Annotated in this window: 18 protein-coding genes; 14 read left to right on the top strand and 4 right to left on the bottom strand. The window is 74.7% G+C overall.

The genetic code is table 11. The features are described 5' to 3' along the window. Window positions 1–71 precede the first annotated feature (71 nt). Genes bioB through bioD form a run of 4 tightly spaced genes read left to right on the top strand, consistent with a single transcriptional unit; the run spans window position 72 to window position 4,202 of the window. A complete protein-coding gene (gene bioB, locus ABD976_RS16515; RefSeq protein ID WP_345364021.1) occupies window positions 72–1,130 on the top strand; it encodes a biotin synthase BioB in 1,059 nt (352 codons plus the stop codon). Then, window positions 1,130–2,389, top strand: a complete 1,260-nt coding sequence (locus ABD976_RS16520) for an adenosylmethionine--8-amino-7-oxononanoate transaminase (RefSeq protein ID WP_345364023.1) — start codon at window positions 1,130–1,132, stop codon at window positions 2,387–2,389. The genes bioB and ABD976_RS16520 overlap by 1 nt, the downstream gene beginning before the upstream one ends. Further along, on the top strand, window positions 2,386–3,513 hold the full coding sequence (locus ABD976_RS16525; RefSeq protein WP_345364025.1) for an 8-amino-7-oxononanoate synthase: 1,128 nt from the start codon (window positions 2,386–2,388) through the stop codon (window positions 3,511–3,513). Before ABD976_RS16520 ends, ABD976_RS16525 begins: the two co-directional genes overlap by 4 nt. Further along, a complete protein-coding gene (gene bioD / locus ABD976_RS16530) occupies window positions 3,510–4,202 on the top strand; it encodes a dethiobiotin synthase (RefSeq protein WP_345364027.1) in 693 nt (230 codons plus the stop codon). The genes ABD976_RS16525 and bioD overlap by 4 nt, the downstream gene beginning before the upstream one ends. Window positions 4,203–4,409: 207 nt before the next feature. On the opposite strand, the gene ABD976_RS16535 is transcribed toward bioD, so the two are convergent. The 3 genes from ABD976_RS16535 to ABD976_RS16545 all read right to left on the bottom strand — a co-directional run bounded on the left by ABD976_RS16535 (window position 4,410) and on the right by ABD976_RS16545 (window position 7,902). Then, window positions 4,410–5,324: a 3-oxoacyl-ACP reductase gene (locus tag ABD976_RS16535; RefSeq protein WP_345364029.1), complete on the bottom strand. Its 915-nt coding sequence runs from the start codon at window positions 5,322–5,324 to the stop codon at window positions 4,410–4,412. 115 nt (window positions 5,325–5,439) lie between these two features. Next, window positions 5,440–7,098, bottom strand: coding sequence for a steroid-24-oyl-CoA synthetase (gene casG, locus ABD976_RS16540; RefSeq protein WP_345364031.1), 1,659 nt, complete (start codon window positions 7,096–7,098; stop codon window positions 5,440–5,442). Between the two features lie 126 nt (window positions 7,099–7,224). Then, window positions 7,225–7,902, bottom strand: a complete 678-nt coding sequence (locus tag ABD976_RS16545; RefSeq protein WP_345364033.1) for a YbhB/YbcL family Raf kinase inhibitor-like protein — start codon at window positions 7,900–7,902, stop codon at window positions 7,225–7,227. A 278-nt stretch (window positions 7,903–8,180) separates the two neighbouring features. On the opposite strand from ABD976_RS16545, the gene ABD976_RS16550 reads away from it, so the two are divergent. Genes ABD976_RS16550 through ABD976_RS16580 form a run of 7 tightly spaced genes read left to right on the top strand, consistent with a single transcriptional unit; the run spans window position 8,181 to window position 13,534 of the window. Beyond that, window positions 8,181–9,302 carry an ATP-binding protein gene (locus ABD976_RS16550; RefSeq protein ID WP_345364035.1) on the top strand — a complete coding sequence of 374 codons (1,122 nt, stop codon included), beginning with the start codon at window positions 8,181–8,183 and terminating at the stop codon, window positions 9,300–9,302. Window positions 9,303–9,309: 7 nt separating this feature from the next. Beyond that, entirely contained in the window at window positions 9,310–9,702 is a 393-nt protein-coding gene (locus ABD976_RS16555) for a roadblock/LC7 domain-containing protein (RefSeq protein ID WP_345364037.1), read from the top strand. Further along, window positions 9,699–10,058, top strand: coding sequence for a DUF742 domain-containing protein (locus tag ABD976_RS16560; RefSeq protein WP_345364039.1), 360 nt, complete (start codon window positions 9,699–9,701; stop codon window positions 10,056–10,058). The genes ABD976_RS16555 and ABD976_RS16560 overlap by 4 nt, the downstream gene beginning before the upstream one ends. After that, a complete protein-coding gene (locus tag ABD976_RS16565) occupies window positions 10,027–10,620 on the top strand; it encodes a GTP-binding protein (protein WP_345364041.1) in 594 nt (197 codons plus the stop codon). Before ABD976_RS16560 ends, ABD976_RS16565 begins: the two co-directional genes overlap by 32 nt. Next, a complete protein-coding gene (locus ABD976_RS16570; protein ID WP_345364043.1) occupies window positions 10,617–11,858 on the top strand; it encodes a cytochrome P450 family protein in 1,242 nt (413 codons plus the stop codon). The genes ABD976_RS16565 and ABD976_RS16570 overlap by 4 nt, the downstream gene beginning before the upstream one ends. After that, window positions 11,831–13,084 (top strand): cytochrome P450 family protein, encoded by a 1,254-nt coding sequence (locus tag ABD976_RS16575; RefSeq protein ID WP_345364045.1) that lies wholly within the window; start codon window positions 11,831–11,833, stop codon window positions 13,082–13,084. The genes ABD976_RS16570 and ABD976_RS16575 overlap by 28 nt, the downstream gene beginning before the upstream one ends. A gap of 60 nt (window positions 13,085–13,144) precedes the next feature. After that, window positions 13,145–13,534: a DUF2267 domain-containing protein gene (locus ABD976_RS16580; RefSeq protein WP_345364047.1), complete on the top strand. Its 390-nt coding sequence runs from the start codon at window positions 13,145–13,147 to the stop codon at window positions 13,532–13,534. A gap of 72 nt (window positions 13,535–13,606) precedes the next feature. On the opposite strand, the gene ABD976_RS16585 is transcribed toward ABD976_RS16580, so the two are convergent. Continuing rightward, window positions 13,607–14,608, bottom strand: a complete 1,002-nt coding sequence (locus ABD976_RS16585) for a GlxA family transcriptional regulator (RefSeq protein WP_345364049.1) — start codon at window positions 14,606–14,608, stop codon at window positions 13,607–13,609. A 71-nt stretch (window positions 14,609–14,679) separates the two neighbouring features. On the opposite strand from ABD976_RS16585, the gene ABD976_RS16590 reads away from it, so the two are divergent. The 3 genes from ABD976_RS16590 (at window position 14,680) to ABD976_RS16600 (ending at window position 17,834) form a co-directional block, all read left to right on the top strand. Continuing rightward, on the top strand, window positions 14,680–15,960 hold the full coding sequence (locus ABD976_RS16590; RefSeq protein ID WP_345364051.1) for an MFS transporter: 1,281 nt from the start codon (window positions 14,680–14,682) through the stop codon (window positions 15,958–15,960). Window positions 15,961–16,209: 249 nt separating this feature from the next. Further along, window positions 16,210–17,343, top strand: a complete 1,134-nt coding sequence (locus tag ABD976_RS16595) for an MFS transporter (RefSeq protein ID WP_345364053.1) — start codon at window positions 16,210–16,212, stop codon at window positions 17,341–17,343. 74 nt (window positions 17,344–17,417) lie between these two features. Continuing rightward, a complete protein-coding gene (locus ABD976_RS16600; RefSeq protein WP_345364055.1) occupies window positions 17,418–17,834 on the top strand; it encodes a hypothetical protein in 417 nt (138 codons plus the stop codon). Window positions 17,835–17,836: the final 2 nt, after the last annotated feature.

The raw sequence follows: 17,836 nt of genomic DNA on the forward strand, positions 1-17,836 counted from the left end.
CCAGTCTAGCCTGAACGCCGTTCACCTGAACACCGTTCAGTTCGTGGAGCACGCCGACACCGGGAGAACCGATGCCCGACACCTTCCAGCAGCTCGCCGACGCGGTCCTGGCCGGGAGGCCGGCCACCCCCGACGACGCCCTCGCGGTGCTGCGCGCCGACGACGCCGAACTGCTCGCGGTCGTCGCGGCCGCGGGCCGGCTGCGCCGGGCGCACTTCGGCAACGCGGTGAAGGTCAACTACCTGGTGAACTTGAAATCCGGGCTGTGCCAGGAGGACTGCGGCTACTGCTCGCAAGCCCTCGGTTCGGCGGCCCCGATCCTGAAGTACTCGTGGCTGTCCCGGCAGGACGCGCTCGGGCAGGCCGCGGCGGGACTGCGGGGCGGCGCCGGGCGGGTGTGCCTGGTCGCCTCCGGTCGCGGGCCGTCCGACCGGGACGTCACCAAGGTCGCCGAGCTGGTCGGGGCGCTCAAGCAGGAGCACCCGGACGTCGAGGTCTGCGCGTGCCTGGGCCTGCTCGGGGACGGCCAGGCCGAACGGCTCCGGGACGCCGGGGTGGACGCCTACAACCACAACATCAACACCGCCGAGAGCCACCACGACGCCATCGTCGGGACCCACACCTACGCCGACCGGGTGGACACCGTGGAGAAGGCCAAGGGTGCGGGCCTGTCGCCCTGCTCCGGGCTGATCGCCGGGCTGGGGGAGACCGACGAGCAGCTCGTCGAGGCGCTGTTCGCGCTCCGGGAGCTGGGGTCCGACTCGATCCCGGTGAACTTCCTGATGCCCTTCGACGGCACGCCGTTCGAGGGCACCTGGGAGCTCACCCCGGCCCGGTGCGTGAAGATCCTCGCGATGGCGCGGTTCGTGTGCCCGGACCGCGAGGTGCGCATCGCCGGGGGACGCGAGATGCACCTGCGCTCGTTGCAGTCGCTCGCGCTGCACGTGGCCAACTCGCTCTTCCTCGGCGACTACCTCACCTCCGAGGGCCAGGCGGCGCAGGCCGACCTGGAGCTGATCCGGGACGGCGGCTTCGTCGTCCTCGGTTCGCCGGAGGAGCGCGCGCAGCGCCCGGTCGATCCGGCCATCCGGCGGCGCGGCGCCGGAACCGACGCCGTCCCGAACGCGTGATGGGCCCGGCTGAGCTGCTCGCCTTCGACCGCGAGCACCTGTGGCACCCCTACACCTCGATGACCGATCCCGCGCCGACGCGGCTGGTCACCGGCGCCGCGGGCAGCCGGATCAGCATCGACGGCGTCGGCGAGGTGGTCGACGGGATGGCGTCGTGGTGGTCGGCCATCCACGGCTACCGCCACCCGGTGCTCGACGCGGCGGTGCGCGAGCAGCTCGACCGGATGGCGCACGTGATGTTCGGCGGGCTCACCCACGAGCCCGCGGTGGAGCTGGGGCGGCGGCTGGTCGCGCTCGCGCCGGACGGGCTGGACCGGGTGTTCCTCGCCGACTCCGGCTCGGTGGCCGTGGAGGTCGCCATGAAGATGGCGTTGCAGTACCAGCGCGGTGCCGGGCGGACCGGGCGCACCCGGTTCCTCACCGTCCGCGGCGGCTACCACGGCGACACCTTCGACTGCATGAGCGTGTGCGACCCGGCGGGCGGGATGCACGCGCTGTGGTCTGGCGTGCTGCCCGAGCAGGTCTTCGGCGAGCGCCCGCCCGCCCTCGGCGCGGACATCGCGGAGTGGGCCGACGGGTTCCGCGCGCTGGCCGCCGAGCACGCCGACCGGCTCGCCGGGCTGATCGTCGAGCCGCTGCTGCAAGGCGCCGGTGGCATGCACCCCTATCCCGCCGAGTGCCTGGCGGTGTTCCGCGAGGTCGCCGACCGGCACGGGCTGGTGCTCGTCTTCGACGAGATCGCCACCGGGTTCGGCCGCACCGGCACGCTGTTCGCCGCCGAGGCGGGCGGGGTGCGCCCGGACGTGCTCTGCGTCGGCAAGGCGCTCACCGGCGGGTACCTGTCGCTGGCCGCGGCGCTGTGCACCGCCGAGGTCGCCCGCGGCCTGTCGGCCTGCGACTCCGGGGTGCTCATGCACGGGCCGACGTTCATGGGCAACCCGCTGGCCTGCGCGGTCGCCTCCGCGAGCCTCGACCTCCTCGCCGCGCAGGACTGGTCGGCGAACGTGCGGCGGATCAACACCGGGTTGCAGGCGCTGCACCGCGTCGAGGCCGCGGACGTGCGCGTGCTCGGCGCCGTCGGCGTGGTCCAGCTCGACCACCCCGTCGACGTGGCCGCGGCAACCGAGGCGGCGTTGGCCGCGGGGGTGTGGCTGCGCCCGTTCCGCGACCTGATCTACACGATGCCGCCCTACGTGTGCACCGACGAGGACGTCGCGACCCTCTGCGCCGGGATCGCGGCCGCGGCGGCGGCGGGATGAGCTGGGCGGACTGGCTCGCCGAGCAGCGGGCCGCGCGCGAGGCGGCCGGGTTGCAGCGGACGCTGCGGCCGCGGGAGCCCGACGAGGACCTCGTCGACCTCGCGGGCAACGACTACCTGGGGCTGAGCCGCCACCCCGAGGTGCGCCGGGCCGCCGCGGACGCCGCCCTGACCTGGGGCGCGGGCGCGGGTGCTTCCCGGCTGGTCACCGGCACCACCGCGCTGCACGCCGAGCTGGAACGCGCGCTCGCCGAGTTCACCGGCCGCGACGCGGCGCTGGTGCTCTCGACCGGCTACCACGCCAACCTCGCGGCGGTGACCGCGCTGGCGGACCGGGACGCGCTGATCGTCTCCGACGCGCACGTGCACGCCTCGCTGATCGACGCCGCCCGGCTGTCCCGGGCCACCGTCGAGGTGGTGCCGCACAACCGCGTCGACGCGGTCCGCTCCGCGCTGGCCGGAGCCGGGCGGCGGCGGGCGATCGTGCTCACCGAGTCGGTCTTCTCGGTGCTCGGCGACGCCGCCCCGCTGCCGCAGCTGGCGGAGGTCTGCGCCGAGCACGGCGCCCTGCTGGTCGTCGACGAGGCGCACGGGGTCGGCGTCGTCGGCGACGGCGGCCGAGGTCTGGTGCACGCGCACGGTCTGGCCGGGCACCCGCAGGTGGTGCTGACCGCGACCCTGTCGAAGTCCCTCGGTGCGATGGGCGGAGCGGTGCTCGGCTCGCACGCGGTGCTCGACCACCTCGTCAACCGGGCGCGGCCGTTCGTCTTCGACACCGCGCTGGCGCCCGCTCCGACCGCCGGGGCGCTGCGCGCCCTGCACCTGCTGCGCGCCGAACCCGCGCTGCCGTCCCGGATCCACCGGCGCGGCGGGGAGCTGGCCGACCACCTCGGCGTGCCGCGCTCGGCCGGAGCCGTGCTGTCGGTGCCGATGCCGTCGCCGCGGGCCGCGCTCGCCGCGCAGGCCGCGGCGTTGGAGGCCGGGGTCCGGGTCGGGTGCTTCCGGCCGCCGTCGGTGCCGGACGGGACCTCGCGGCTGCGGATCACCACCCGGGCCGGACTGCCCGAGGACCGCTGGGCGCACGCCCTCGACGTGCTGACCCGTCTCACCCGGAGGATGACATGATCACCATCGTCACCGGAACCGGCACCGGTGTCGGCAAGACCGTCGCCACCGCGGCGCTGGCCGTCCGCTCCGGCCCGGGCACGGTCGTGGTCAAGCCCGCCCAGACCGGCGTGCCCGCCGACGAACCCGACACCGCCGTCGTGGCGCGGCTGGCCGGTTGCCCGGTCGCCGAGTTCACCCGGCTCGCGGACCCGCTCGCCCCGGACACCGCCGCCCGGCTGCGCGGTGTGGCGATCCCGCGGATCGGCGACCACGCCGCCCGCATCCGGGAGCTCGCGGCCCGGTACGAGCGGCTGATCGTCGAGGGTGCCGGTGGGCTGCTGGTCCGCCTGGACACCGAGGGCGGCACGCTGCTCGACCTGGCCGCCGCGCTGGCGCCGGTCCGGGTGCAGGTGGTGACCCGGCTCGACCTCGGCACCCTCAACCACACCGAGCTCACCGTCGCCGCCCTGCGCTCCCGCGGCCTCGAACCGGCGGGTCTGATCCTCGGCTCGGTGCCCGCGGCCCTCGACCAGGCCGCCCGGCACAACCTCACCGAACTCCCGCGGGTGACCGGACTCCCGATCACCGCCCGGCTCCCGCGCGGTGCGGGGGACCTCGACCCGGACACCTTCCGCGCCCGGGCCGCGGACTGGTTCCGAGCGGTCCCGCTCCTGAAGTACCAGGGCGGTTCCGCCGCATTACAGTAAGGGGTCCGTTCAGCATGCGGCGGAGCCGCATGCGGTGGGGCACGCAGCTTGCGCCGCCGCCCGTGCTCGGACGTCACTGCTCAGCGGTCTTCTCGCGAGGACGCCCTGATGCCGTGTATCGGCGATCCATCAAGAAGGGCGCCCGGAGCGAGAAGACCGCTGAGGTTCCGCCACCCGCACCGCCACGCAAGCCATTCCGAAACAGTCCTACGGGGTGGTGGCGCCGGTGGTGTCGAGGGCGGCGACGTCGGTGGCGGCGAAGGTCCGGTGCGGGTCGCGCCCGGTGAAGTGGGCCGAGAGCGTCCGGTCCAGCTCCTCGACGGAGAACGTCCCGTCCGCCGCGACGAACTTCCGCTCCACCGCGGGTGGTGATAGCAGGGCGACCATGTCCCCGTAGACGACGAACACCTGGCCGCTGATGTCCTCGGCGGCCGGCGCCGCCAGGTAGCTGACGAAGGTGGCGACCCGCTCCGGGTCCAGCAGGTCCGGCCCGTCGGCCGGGCCGTCGAACACGTCGGCGGTCATCCCGGTCCGGGCGCGGGGGCAGATCGCGTTGGCGCGCACGCCGTACCTGGCCAGCCCGGCGGCGGTGGACAGGGTGAGCGCGACGATGCCCGCCTTCGCCGCCGAGTAGTTGGGCTGCCCCGGGGCGCCGAACAGGAACGCCTCGGAGGCGGTGTTGATGACCCTGCCGTACACCGCGGCCCCCGCCCGCTTGCTCTCCGCGCGCCAGTGCGCGGCGGCGGCCCGGGACACCGCGGCGTGGCCCTTGAGGTGCACCCGGACGACGTCGTCCCAGTCCTGTTCGGACAGGTTGAACAGCATCCGGTCGCGCAGCACGCCCGCGTTGTTCACCACGACGTCGAGCCGGCCGAACGACGCCACCGCCGCGTCCACCAGGCGCTCGCCCGACGACCAGTCGCCGACGTCACCGGGCACCGCGACGGCCCGGCCACCGGCGGCGGTGATCTCGGCGGTCACCGCCTCCGCACCCGCGCCCACGTCGTTGACCACGACCGCCGCACCGCGCCGCGCCAAGGCGAGCGCCTCGCTGCGGCCGAGGCCGCCGCCCGCTCCCGTGATGATCGCGGTCCGCCCGGTCAGGTCCGTGTCCGCACCCATTCCGCCCTCCTGCCGTCGAGGTCCGATGTCGGTCCGGGACGCCGCCCGGCACGGCGGCGAAGCTAGCGCCGATCCCGCTCGGTGCCGACCGGTCGTCCCGCTGAGCGGAACCGGGTCAACGGTCCTCGGTGAGCCGCACCCGCGCCCGGACCACCTTCCCGGTGGCGTTGCGGGGCAGCGGGTCGGTGGTCAGCCGCCACACCGTCGGGACCTTGAAGTAGGCGAGGCGCTCCCGGAGGTGGTCGGCGAGCTCGTCCGCCCGCACGGCGCCGTCCTGCCCGGTCACGACCACCGCCCCGACGGCCTGGCCGAGGTCGGCGTCCTCGACGCCCAGCACCAGGCATTCGCGCACCGCGGGGTGGTCGGCGAGGGCGAATTCGACCTCGGCCGGGTAGACGTTCTCCCCGCCGCGCAGGATCAGGTCCGAGCGGCGGCTGCTGAGCCGGAGCAGTCCGCCGGAGCGGACGCCGAGGTCACCGGTGTGCAGCCAGCGGTCCTCGCGCAGGGCGTGCGCGGTGGCCTCCGGGTCCTCCCAGTAGCCGAGCATGTTGTACATGCTGCGCAGGCACACCTCGCCCTCCTCACCGTCCGGCAGCGCCCGGCCCGCGGGGTCCCGGATCTCCAGCTGCACGCCGACGACGGGGCGGCCCACCGCGTCGGGGTGCTCGGCGAGGTCGGCGGGCGTGGCGACGCACGCGCCGGTGCAGGACTCGGTGAGCCCGTAGCTGTCGGTGACCGACTGCCGGGCACCGGTGGGCAGCAGCGCGCGGACGCGGTCCTTCAGCGCGGGCGAGGACGGTGCCGAGGCCAGCGAGAACGCGGTCAGCGCGGACAGGTCGTACCGGTCGAGCCCACCGCGTTCCAGCAGCCGGTTGGCCTGGGTCGGCACCACCGCCCAGTTGGTGACCCGCTCCCGCTCGACCAGCGCCAGCACCCGGTCGGCGTCGAAGGCGCCCTGGTGGATCACGACCGCGCTGCCCGTCGCCAGTCGCGGCAGGGCCAGGTTGTGCAGGCTCGCGATGTGGAACAGCGGCAGCGCCAGCAGGTAGCGCTTGTCCTCGGGCGGCACCGGATCGCCGAGCCGGTGCGGGATCTCGGCGCTGAGGCGGTGGTAGTCGATGACCGCGATCAGGTTGCGGTGCGAGTGCACCGCCGCCTTGGGCCGCCCGGAGGTGCCGCTGGTGTAGAGCAGCACCGCGGGATCGTCCTCGGCCACCTCGGCGGTCGGCAGCTCGGTACCCGGGTGCCGCGCGGCGAGCCGGGGCACGTCCCGCTCGACGTCGAGCACCGGGATCCCGGGTGGGTCGACCAGTTCCGCGCGCTTGGCGTCGACGACCAGCAGCGAGGGACGGCTGTGCCCGATCGCGTAGGCCAGCTCGGGACGCGACCACCACGCGTTGCACCCCACCGCGATGGCGCCGAGCGAGACCACCGCCCAGAACGCGATGATCCACTGCGGGGAGTTGGCCGCCGCGATGGCGACCCGGTCGCCCTTGCCGATGCCGTACTCGTCGCGCAGCGCCACCGCCAGCGAGGCGACCCGGTCGGCGTGTTCGGCGAAGCTGATCCGCTGGTCCACCGAGACGAGGTAGTCCCGGTCGCCGTGGCGCCGGGACCGGCGCAGCACGGCGTCGAGCGAGCGGTCCCGCTCGCGGAAGACCGGTATCGCCGAGCCGAGCACCTCCTCGGTGACCAGTTCGAAGTCACCTCCCGGCCCGGTCAGCTCCGCCAGCAGCGCGGCGGCCGCTCGACGTGGATCCTCCGCGCTGCTCATCGCGCCCCCTCGCATCCCGACGGCCGGTGCTGCGTGCCGATTCTGCGCCCGGCAGCACTCGGCCCCCGTCGCGCTCCCGCTCACCGGGACCGCGACGAGGGGCGCGCGTCTCGCGCGGGGGAGGGCTCAGCGCTGGTAGACCCCGACGAGGGTGCCGCGCGCGAGTTCGCCGCCGCCCAGGGCGCGGTCGAGGTCGTCCACGGTGGAATCCTCGCCGAGCCGCAGCGGGTGGTCGGAGGCGTGCACGCGGAAGAAGTAGCGGTGCGGGTCGTCCCCGGCGGGCGGCAGCGGCCCGCCCCACCCCGGTTCGCCGAAGTCGTTGCGGGACTCCACGACCCCGTCGGGCAGCCGGCCGGGCTCCAGCCCCGATTCGCCGGGGCGCAGGCCGGTCAGCAGCCAGTGCACGAAGGTGCCGGTCGGCGCGTCGGGGTCGACGCACACCACGGCGAGCTCCACCGTCCCGTCCGGCACGCCGTCCCACTCCAGCTCGGGGGAGACGCCCTCGCCGTCCCCGCTGCACCACCGGGGCATCAGGTCGTGGTCCTGGAAGCTGCTGCTGCGCAACCGGATGCCGCCGCCCTCGGCGTCGTGCTGCCTGCCCTTCGCACCGGGCCGCCCGGACGGGCGCTCGCCGAACGGTCCGGCGGCGCGGTCGTCGGCCGGGCGCATCGGCGGGTTCTGCTGGTGCAGGTCGTAGTCGGCCTTCTCCTTGGCGCGCTGGTCCGGCATGCCCTCCTGGCGTTCGTAGCCGGTGCGCCGGTGGGCCCGCTTGATCTCGTACTTGTGGCTTCCTGGCCTGGGCATGGTTCTCCCCTCCCGATCCGTGCCCAGGGGCTTGCCGGGCCGCCGGGGGTGCGAAACCTCCGCCGTCCGGGTGAGCGCGATCACCTCTCCGCGATCGGGTGCCCGATCTTGGTGGCGCTTCGAGACGGCGCTTCCGCCGATCGTGGAGCGCCACCGTCTCGATCAGGTGATCGTGATTCGATACGCTGCGGCGCGTACGCGGAGGGCGATGCCATCCGCGCAGTGTTCAGCTCGGCCGTCGCCGGTGCGCACCGCGCCGCGGCGGGAATGGAGACGTGATGCCCAACGCGGTCTGGCTGGCCGTGGTCCTCAGCCTCATCGCCCTGGTCGTCGTGCTCGGGGTGCTGCTGCAGCGCTCCCGGCGGGCCCTGGACCAGGAACGGGAGTTCACCGACCAGCTCCAGCGGCGGTGCGACGCGGCCGAGCAGCGGCTCGCCGCCGCGGCCCGGTCGCCGCGCGCCGAGGAGCTCGTCGAGGTCCGGGAGCAGGCCGTGCACGCCGTGCGCGAAGCGCTCAACGGCGCCATGAACGAACTCCTCGCGCTCGGCAACACCGCTGCTCAGCGCATCCACGACATGATCGGCGAGCACTCCGACCCGCGCGTGCTGCGCGACCTCATGCCGGTCGACCACGCGATCGCCCAGATGTCCCGCCGGGTGCAGAACCTGCTGGCGCTGGCCGGGTCCTGGCCGGGCCAGCAGCGGCGCACCGAGCGGCTCGTGGACATCGTGCAGGGCGCGCAGTCGCGGGTGCACGACTACCAGCGGGTGAAGGTGCTCGTCTCCGACCACGACGTCTCGGTGCAGGCCCGCGCGGTCGAGGGCCTGAAGATGGCGATCACCGAGGTGCTGGACAACGCCACCAAGTTCTCCCCGCCGCAGGCCGCGGTGGAGGTCCTCTTCGAGCGCAACCACCACGGCCTGTCGGTGGAGGTCCTCGACGGCGGGATCAAGATGCCCTCCGACCGGCTCGACTGGGCCCGCCGGGTGCTGGTCGCCGAGCAGGACCCCGAGCTGACCGACCTGGGCAACCCGCCGTGCCTCGGCCTGGCGGTGTGCGCGCAGCAGTCCCGCCGCCACGGCTTCGAGGTCGCGCTGGACAGCGGCTCGCCGCACGGCGGGATGCGCGCGACCGTCTTCGTGCCGAACGAACTGCTCACCCATCCCGAGCCGGACGACCCGCCCGCCGGGACCTCGGCGCGCCCCGAGCCCGCCGAGGAGCGCCCCGCCGAGGCCCCGGTCCGCACCGCCAGCGGTCTGCCCAAGCGCGACCGCCGCCGCCCACCGACCTCGCGCACCGGGGAGATCCTCCCCGCGCCCGGGACGGGCACCGGCGAAGACCCGGCGGTGACCCAGGCCCGGCACGATCAGTTCGTCGCCATCACGCAGAACCGGGAGTGAACAGCACATGAGCACCGTGGACAGCGCCTGGATCACCGACCGCCTGCGCGAGGTGCCCGGCGTGCTCACCGCCTTCGTCGTCTCCGACGACGGGCTGCTCGCCGAGGAGGCCCCGGGCCTCTCGCGCGACGCCGCCGACCCGTGGGCCGCGGCGGCCTCCGGGATCAACGCCGCGGCCCAGCAGATGGTGCAGTGCAGCGGCGGATCCCTCTCCACGCGCACCCGCACCATCATCGACGACGGCCACAGCAGCCACCAGATCGTGCAGCGCGCCGGGGAGCACACCACGATCGTGGTGCACGTCAGCTACGCCGCGGACATGGGCATCGTGAGCACGACCCTGGAGGGCATCGTGCAACGCCTCGGCAGCGCCCTGGGCACCGGACAGCGCTCGACATGAGCCCGGCGCACCCCCGCCGCGACCTCGTCCGCAGTTACGTGGTGACCGCGGGGCGGGCGCGGCCCGACGACCCGGGGCTGGACCCGGCGACGCTGGTGCGGGCCGAGGTCCGGCAGCCGCCGCGGGGGCTCGGCCCGCAGCAGCACCGCGTCGTCGAGGTGTGCTGCGGCGGGACGCTGGCGGTCGCCGAGGTCGCCGCGCACGCGGGGCTGCCGGTGACGGTGGCCGCCGTGGTGATCGGTGATCTGGTCGCCGACGGCTGGCTGTCGGTGCGCGCGGCGGCACCGCAGGGGCCCAGCGCGGCCGTGCTGGAGGAGGTGCTGCGTGGTCTCCGCGACCTCGACACCGCGGGCTGATCCCGCGCTGCCCGCCACCGTGACCCGGTCGGCGAAGCTGGTGGTCGCCGGTCCCCTCGGCGTCGGCAAGACCACCTTCATCGGCAGCATCTCGGAGATCCCGCCGCTGCGGACCGAGGAGCCGATGACCCGGGCCGGTGAGGCCGTGGACGACCTCACCCTCACCCCGGACAAGCGGGAGACGACCGTGGCGATGGACTTCGGCCGGCTCCGGCTGAGCTCCAGCCTGGTGCTCTACCTGTTCGGCGCACCCGGCCAGCAGCGGTTCCACTACCTGTGGCCGACGCTGACCACCGGGGCGATCGGGGCGCTGCTGGTGGTCGACACCCGGCGCCTCGACCTCGCCTTCGACACCCTCACCCGGCTGGAGGACGACGGGCTGAAGTTCTGCGTCGCGGTCAACCGCTTCCCGGATTCCCCGCAGGTGCCCGACGAGGAGGTGCGGGAGGCGCTGGACCTGCCCGCCGAGGTCCCGCTGGTGACCTGCGACGCGCGTCGGCCGGAGGACTGCCGCCGCGCCCTCATCACGCTCGTCCAGCACGTCCACTCGGAGCTCACGTGACGACATCGCAGCCCCCCGGCCCCGCCGTACCGCTCTACGGCACCGACTTCGCGGCGGACCCGCAGCGCACCTACGCGATGCTGCGCGCCCGGGGCCCGGTGGCGTTGGTGGAGCTGGCGCCCGGGGTGCCCGCCACCCTCGTCACCGACTACGCCACGGCGCTGAAGATCCTGCACTCGCCGCAGGACTTCGCCAAGGACTCGCGGACCTGGCAGGCGAGCGCGCCGCCGGACGCCGTCGTGCTGCCGATGATGGCCTGGCGGCCGAACACCCTGTTCGCCGACGGCGGCGACCACGCCCGGCTGCGCCCGCCGGTGACCGACAGCCTGCGCCGCACCGATCCGGCGGCCCTGCGCCGCTTCGTGCACGACACCGCCAGCGGGCTGATCGACGCCGTCGCCGACCGCGGCCACGCCGACCTCATCGCCGACTACGCGGCGCCGCTGCCGCTCCAGGTGCTGCACCTGATGTTCGGCTGCACGCCCGCGCTGTCCGCGCGGATGGCCGCGGCGATGCGCGCGCTCTGGGACGGCAGCGATCCGATCCGGGCCAACGAGGAGCTGGAGGACTGCGTCCGCGGCCTGATCGCCGCCAAGCGGTCCGATCCCGGTGACGACGTCACCACCCGGTTGCTCCAGCACCCGCACGGGCTCACCGACGACGAGCTGCTGCACCAGCTCGTGGTGATGATGGGTGCGGGCGTGGAGCCGGTGGCGGGCTGGATCGGCAACGCCCTGTGGCTGCTGCTGACCGAAACCCGCTTCGCCGAGAACCTGGTCAACGGCGGCGTCGCGATCGCCGACGCGCTCGACGACGTGCTCTGGCGGCACCCGCCGCTGGCCAACTACGCCATCACCTACCCGGTGCGGCCGGTGCGCCTCGGCGGGACCACCCTGCCCGCGCACGAACCGGTGGTGATCAGCATCGCCGCCGCCAACACCGACCCGGCCGTGGTCGGCCCCGACGGCCACGTGCCCACCGGCAACCGCGCGCACCTCGCCTTCAGCGCGGGGCCGCACGGTTGTCCCGCCCACGACCCCGCCCGCCTGATCGCCACCGTGGCGATCGAGGCGCTGCTCGACGCCCTGCCCGGACTCCGGGCCGCCCCGGACGTGCACCTGCACTGGCGGCCCGGACCGTTCCACCGCGCGTTGTCCGCGCTGCCCGTGGTCTTCCCCGCACGCACCCAACGCACCACCGGAGGAACACCATGTCCGCACCACGCGACGAGCACCTAGCCCCCCATCCGACCGCCCTCGACCCGACCGGACGCCACCTGCAGGCCCAGGCCCGCGAGTGGCGCGCCACTGCGGCGGCGGTCCGCGCGGACCTGCCCGGCGGCATCCCGGCGTGGGTCGTCACCCGGCACGCCGACCTGCGGGCGCTGCTGACCGATCCCCGCGTGTCCAAGGACCCGCGGCGGCACTGGTCGAAGTGGGGGACCGGGGAGATCCCACCGGACTGGACGCTGCTCCAGTGGGTCGGGGTCGACAACATGTTCACCGCCTACGGCGACGCGCACCGGCGGCTGCGCGGCGTGCTGTCGCAGGCGTTCACCGCCCGCCGGGTCGAAGCCCTGCGGCCCCGGGTGGAGGCCATCACCGGCGAGCTGCTGGACGCGTTGGCCGCCCGTCCCGGTGACGAACCGGTGGACCTGCGCGCGACGTTCACCTACCCGCTGCCGATCCGGGTGATCTCGGAGCTGTTCGGCGTTCCCGAGGGCACCGAGGCGGAGCTGCGCGACATCGTCGACGCGGTGTTCCGCACCACCAGCGCGGACGAGGCGGTGGCGGTCGCCGGGCGGATGGACGCCTTCCTGCGCGACCTCCTGGCCCGCAAGCGCGCCGACCCCGCCGAGGACCTGACCACCACGCTGCTCACCGCCGAGGCGGATCCGCCGCTGTCGGAGCGGGAACTGGCGGACACGCTGATCCTGCTGCTGGGCGCCGGGCACGAGACCACGGTGAACCTGCTCGGCCACGCCGTCACCGCGTTGCTGGCCCACCCCGACCAGCTCGCCCCGCTGCGCGGTGGCGAGGTCGGCTGGGACCGGGCGATCGAGGAGGCGCTGCGCTGGCAGCCCCCGCTGGCCAACCTCCCGCTGCGGTTCGCGGTGGAGGACCTGGTGCTGTCCGACGGCACCACCATCCCCCGAGGTGAGGCGATCCTCGCCGGGTACGCGGGCGCCAACCGCGACCCCGAGGTCTTCGGCGCCGACGCCGACCGGTTCGACCTCACCCGGGGCGACCAGGACCAGCACCTCGCCTTCGGGCACGGCGTGCACTTCTGCCTCGGTGCCCCGCTGGCCCGGCTGGAGGCGGGCATCGCGCTGCCCGCGCTGTTCGACCGCTTCCCGGACCTCGCCCTGGCCGCCCACCCGGACCACCTGCTCCCGCTGGAGTCCTTCATCGGCAACGGTTTCCAGTCCCTCCCGGTGCGCCTCGGGAGCGTCGCGGCGGGTTAGCGGCGCGGCGCCGCCGGGCACCCGGAGGGCGCGAAACGTCACGGCAACGGGGTGGTGTTGATGAAGGAGCACGAGATCGTGTCCGCCGTCGAGAAGACGACCGGGCTGGGCGACCCCGCGCACACCGAGCAGGCGGTCCGGGCGACGGTGCGGGTGCTCGGGGAACGCTTGGCGGGCGGGGAGACCCGGCACCTGGCCTCGCAACTTCCCGAGCCGCTGGCCCGCGAGCTGCCGCCGCAGGGCGAGGGCGAGCGCTTCGGGATGGACGAGTTCTACCGCAGGGTGGCCCGCGAGGAGGGCGAGGGCTGCACCGCCAGCCAGGCCCGCCAGCACTCGCGCGCGGTGATGACCGCGCTGCGCGGCAGCCTCACGGGGCACGAGTTCGACGACCTCGCCACGCAGCTCCCGAAGGAGTACGATGACCTGCTCTCCCTCGGCCCGGTGCACTGACGGCCCGGTCCACTGATGACCCGGTGCACTGGCGATCCGGTGCACCGGCGGCCCTGGCCGTGGCGGCGGGGCTCAGCTCGCCGCCGCGCGCGGGCCGGGGTGGAAGGTGTTCCGGTAGGCGCTCGGGGAGGTGCCGAGCACGGCGCGCAGGTGCTGGCGCATCGAGGCGGCGGTGCCGAACCCGGCGTCCACGGCCACCTGGTCGATGGGCAGGTCGGTCTCCTCCAGGAGCTGCCGGGCCCGTTCGACGCGCTGCCGGGTGAGCCACCGCAGCGGCGACAGCCCCATCTCGTCCCGGAACCGCCGGGTGAAGGTGCGCACGCTCATCGACTCCCGCGCCGCCAAGGCGCGCAAGGTCAGCTCCTCGTCGAGGTGCTCCAGCGCCCAGGCGCGGGCGCGGGCGGTGGACGAGCGCTGCGGTTCGGGCACCGCCTGCCGGATGAACTGCGCCTGCCCGCCGTCGCGGTGGGCGGGCACCACGGCCCGGCGCGCGACGTCGTTGGCCAGCGCCGCGCCGTGGTCGGTGCGGATCAGGTGCAGGCACAGGTCGATCCCGGACGCCTCGCCCGCTGAGGTCAGCACGGTGCCCTCGTCGACGTAGAGCACGTCGGGGTCGAGCGCGACGGACGGGAATAGGCGCTCGAACCGCGCGGCGGCGTTCCAGTGCGTGGTGGCCCGCTTGCCGTCGAGCAGGCCCGCGCCCGCGAGCACGAAGGCACCGGTGCAGATCGAGGCGATCCGGGCGTGCGCGGGCACCCGGGCCAGCGCGGCGGCCATCGGCTCGGTGAGCACGGCCTCCGGGGCCGGGTCGTAGTCCTCGTCGGAGGCGGGCACGAAGACGGTGTCGGCTTCGGCGAGTGCGTCCGGGCCGTGCTCGACGTGCAGCGTGAAGTCCGCGGTCGTGCGCACCGGGCCGGGCGGGGCGGCGCAGGTCAGGACCTCGTACAGCGGGCTGCCGTCGCGGTCGGTGGCCAGCGCGAAAAGCTGGTGGACCAGGGCCAGCTCCATCGGCAGGACGCCTTGGCGGACCAGGACCGCGATGCGGTGCCGGCGCGGGTGGTGGAAGGCCGTCATGGCCCGATTCTTGCACATGTTGGCCGTCGGGCCACTCGTTCGACGCGGATCGGCGCCCCACGATGGTCGGCATGACCGAGACGAGGAGCCCTGACCGGGCGGTGCGGCGCCGCGCCGGGATGCACCGCGCGTGGTGGATCGCGGCGACCACCGGGCTGGTCATCCTGGTGACCGGTTGGTCCACCGGGATGCCCGACGTGCTGACCGACCCCCTGCGGCGCGAGTTCGGCTGGTCCACCGGCGTGATCTCCTTCGCCTTCGCGGTGAACATCGTGCTCTACGGCGTGACCGCGCCGTTCGCGGCGGCGCTGATGGACCGGTTCGGCATCCGCCGGGTGGTGGCCGCGGCGCTGGTCGTCATGGTCGCGGGCGCCGCGCTGACCACCGTGGTGGGCGAGTCGTGGCACCTGGTGCTCACCTGGGGGCTGCTGGTGGGCCTGGGCACCGGTTCGATGGCGTTGACGTTCGCCGCGACGGTGGCGAACCGGTGGTTCGTCGCGCGGCACGGACTGGTCAGCGGCGTGCTCACCTCGGCGAGCATGTTCGGCGGCATGGTGCTGATGCCGGTGCTGGCCGCGATCGTCCACCGCTTCGAGTGGCGCGCCGGGGTGCTCGCGGTGGGGCTGGCCGCCGCCGCGCTGGTGCCGCTGGTCTGGTGGGTGCTGCGCGACCACCCCGGCGAAGTCGGCCTGAAGGCCTACGGCGCGGCGGAGTTCACCCCCGCGCCGCCCCGGACCACGGGCGCGGCGAGCCGCGCGGTCGGCCTCCTGGGCACGGCCGCGAGGACCAGGCCGTTCTGGTTGCTGGCGGGCACCTTCGCGGTGTGCGGGGCGTCCACCAACGGGATCATGATGACGCACTTCGTCCCGGCGGCGAGCCAGCACGGGATGCCCATGACCGTGTCGGCGACGCTCCTGGCGGTGGTGGGCGTGTTCAACACCGTCGGCGCGGCCGCGTCGGGATGGCTGGTCGAGCGCATCGACCCGCGATGGCTGCTCGGGGCGTACTACCTCGTGCGCGGGGTTTCGCTGGTGCTGCTGCCGCTGTTCCTGGGGCCGACCGTGCAGCCGCCGATGATCGTGTTCGTGGTGGTGTACGGCCTGCTCGACCTGGCCACGGTGCCACCGACCATCCTGCTGTGCCGCGAGTTCTTCGGCGGCGACGACGGCGCGGTGGTGTTCGGCTGGGTGAGCGCGGCGCACGCCCTCGGCGCCGGTGCCGCGGCCTTCGCCGGCGGCACCACCCGGGCGCTGCTCGGCTCGTACGCGGCGGTCTGGATCGGTGCCGGGCTGCTCTGCGCCGCCGCCGCACTGCTGTCGCTGCGGATCCGCCGCGCGGCCGACGCGACGTGATCAGTCCGAATGGACAAGAAAGGGAGGTCGATGATGTCCGGGATCTGGACGTGGTTGCTGGTGGAGGCGGGAACGGCGTGGGTGCTGGCGCTGCTCGCCGCGCGGTGGGTGCGGCGCGGAGCGCCCCCGGCGCGATGATCGTGCGGTACGGTGGGTGCGCGGTCGCCGGGTCCTCTGTTCCGTCCGGAGGTGCCGATCGGCGCACCGCGCTCCTCGTGCGTGCGGCAGGGCGGTCTCGTGGAGGGACCGATGCCCGAGGTACCGCGCGCGCTGCGCCTGGTCTTCTTCCTCAACGGTGCGGTGCTGTCGAGCTGGGCGCCGCGCATCCCGGCGGTCAAGGCGGACCTCGCGCTGTCCGACCTGGCGCTGGGCGTCGCGCTGCTGGGAGTGGCCGCCGGTTCGGTGCCGACGCTGCTGCTCACCGGTCGGCTGCTGCGGTCCGTCCCGGCGCACCTGCTGTGCCGGGCCTCGGCGCTGGTGTTCGCCGCCGGGCTGCCGCTGATCGCGGCGGCGGGGGACGTCGTCGGGCTGGCGGTGGTGCTGGTGCTGCTCGGTGCGGCGAGCGGGATGCTGGACGTGGCGATGAACGCGGCGGCGGTCGAGTTCGAACGGCGGCACCGCGTCGTCGCGCTGCCCGGGCTGCACGCCGCCTACAGCCTCGGCGTGCTCGGCGGTGCGGGGACGGGCGCCGCGGTCGCCGGAACGCTCCCGGTGGCCGCGCACCTGCTCCTGGTCGCCGCGGTGCTGCTGGGGGTGCTCGCGGTCGCGTGGCGTCGGCTGCCCGAGCACGTCCCCGGTCCTGCAGGTGGCGGTCCTGGACGCGGCGGGGTCGAGCGCGGTGCTCGTCCGGGGTGGCGGCTGATCGGTGTCGCGCTGTGCGCGTTGCTGCTCGAAGGGCTGCTCACCGACTGGTCGGCCGTCCTGCTCGCCGAGGAGTTCGGCGCCCCCGCGTCCCTGGCCGGGGTCGGCGTGGTGGTGTTCAGCGGCGCCATGGCGGTGTCGCGCGGCCTCGCCGGCCGGGTCGTCCGGCGCACCGGTCCGGTGGTGGTCGCGCGGTGGGCGGCCGGGGCGCTCGTGGTGGCGGTGCCGATCGGGGTGGCGCAGCCCTCGGCGGTGGTCCTCGTGGGCGCCCTCGCGCTGGCCGGGGCGGGGTGCGGGCCGCTGTTCCCGCTGGCCCTGAGCGCGGCCGGGGCGCGCGGGGCGGTCGGCGGTGCCGCGGCGACCGTGACCGCCTGGGGCTACCTCGCCCACCTCGGTGGTCCGCCGCTGACCGGATTCGCCGCCGAACACCTCGGCCTGCGGCCCGCGGTGCTGGTGGTCGGCGGTCTCGCCGCGGTCGTGCTGCTCGTGCTGGTGCCGGCGGGCGGTGCGCGGCCCGGGTGACGGGGGCGGGCGGGACGGCGGCGCGTCCGGCACCATCCCGGCACGGCGGTTTCGCGGGTGTCGGAGGGGGAGTGGTGTCGGTGCGCGGTGCGGCGGCGCTGATCGGTGCGGGGGTGCTGGTCTCGGTCGGGGCGTGCGGCGGTGGTGGGCAGGCCGAGGTCCCGGTGCCGGACCTGCAGGCGCCGGAGCACTTCTACGAGGGCGAATACCTGGGCGAGCGGGTCGTGGTCCCCGACGCGAAGGTGGTCCGGGTGCACGGTCCCGAACGCTTCGAACTGGTCGCCGCCGAGGCTCCGGGCACCCGGGTGACGGTGCTGGCCGCGCGTCCGGTCGAGCTGGTCGAGGGCGAAGTGGTGCGCGTCGAGGGGACCTCCGGGCAGGTGCGGCAGTGGTCCCCGTCGCAGCGGCTGCCGCACGTGCAGCACGAGCTCTACGCCAAGCGCCAGACCAAGACCTACCTCTACGACGCCCTCGTGTTCCCCCGGAGTTAGGA

This window comes from Saccharopolyspora cebuensis, from assembly GCF_039542665.1.
GTDB classification, from domain to species: Bacteria; Actinomycetota; Actinomycetes; order Mycobacteriales; family Pseudonocardiaceae; genus Saccharopolyspora; species Saccharopolyspora cebuensis.

Excerpts from the sequence above, each read along its gene's own strand:
- ABD976_RS16595 (WP_345364053.1), top strand. The coding sequence starts at position 16,210 with ATGCCCGAGGTACCGCGCGCGCTGCGCCTGGTCTTCTTCCTCAACGGT.
- ABD976_RS16535 (WP_345364029.1), bottom strand. The coding sequence starts at position 5,324 with ATGGGTGCGGACACGGACCTGACCGGGCGGACCGCGATCATCACGGGA.
- ABD976_RS16545 (WP_345364033.1), bottom strand. The coding sequence starts at position 7,902 with ATGCCCAGGCCAGGAAGCCACAAGTACGAGATCAAGCGGGCCCACCGG.
- ABD976_RS16550 (WP_345364035.1), top strand. The coding sequence starts at position 8,181 with ATGCCCAACGCGGTCTGGCTGGCCGTGGTCCTCAGCCTCATCGCCCTG.
- bioB (WP_345364021.1), top strand. The coding sequence starts at position 72 with ATGCCCGACACCTTCCAGCAGCTCGCCGACGCGGTCCTGGCCGGGAGG.
- ABD976_RS16525 (WP_345364025.1), top strand. The coding sequence starts at position 2,386 with ATGAGCTGGGCGGACTGGCTCGCCGAGCAGCGGGCCGCGCGCGAGGCG.
- ABD976_RS16580 (WP_345364047.1), top strand. The coding sequence starts at position 13,145 with ATGAAGGAGCACGAGATCGTGTCCGCCGTCGAGAAGACGACCGGGCTG.
- ABD976_RS16560 (WP_345364039.1), top strand. The coding sequence starts at position 9,699 with ATGAGCCCGGCGCACCCCCGCCGCGACCTCGTCCGCAGTTACGTGGTG.
- casG (WP_345364031.1), bottom strand. The coding sequence starts at position 7,098 with ATGAGCAGCGCGGAGGATCCACGTCGAGCGGCCGCCGCGCTGCTGGCG.
- ABD976_RS16575 (WP_345364045.1), top strand. The coding sequence starts at position 11,831 with ATGTCCGCACCACGCGACGAGCACCTAGCCCCCCATCCGACCGCCCTC.
- ABD976_RS16520 (WP_345364023.1), top strand. The coding sequence starts at position 1,130 with ATGGGCCCGGCTGAGCTGCTCGCCTTCGACCGCGAGCACCTGTGGCAC.
- bioD (WP_345364027.1), top strand. The coding sequence starts at position 3,510 with ATGATCACCATCGTCACCGGAACCGGCACCGGTGTCGGCAAGACCGTC.
- ABD976_RS16555 (WP_345364037.1), top strand. The coding sequence starts at position 9,310 with ATGAGCACCGTGGACAGCGCCTGGATCACCGACCGCCTGCGCGAGGTG.
- ABD976_RS16585 (WP_345364049.1), bottom strand. The coding sequence starts at position 14,608 with ATGACGGCCTTCCACCACCCGCGCCGGCACCGCATCGCGGTCCTGGTC.
- ABD976_RS16590 (WP_345364051.1), top strand. The coding sequence starts at position 14,680 with ATGACCGAGACGAGGAGCCCTGACCGGGCGGTGCGGCGCCGCGCCGGG.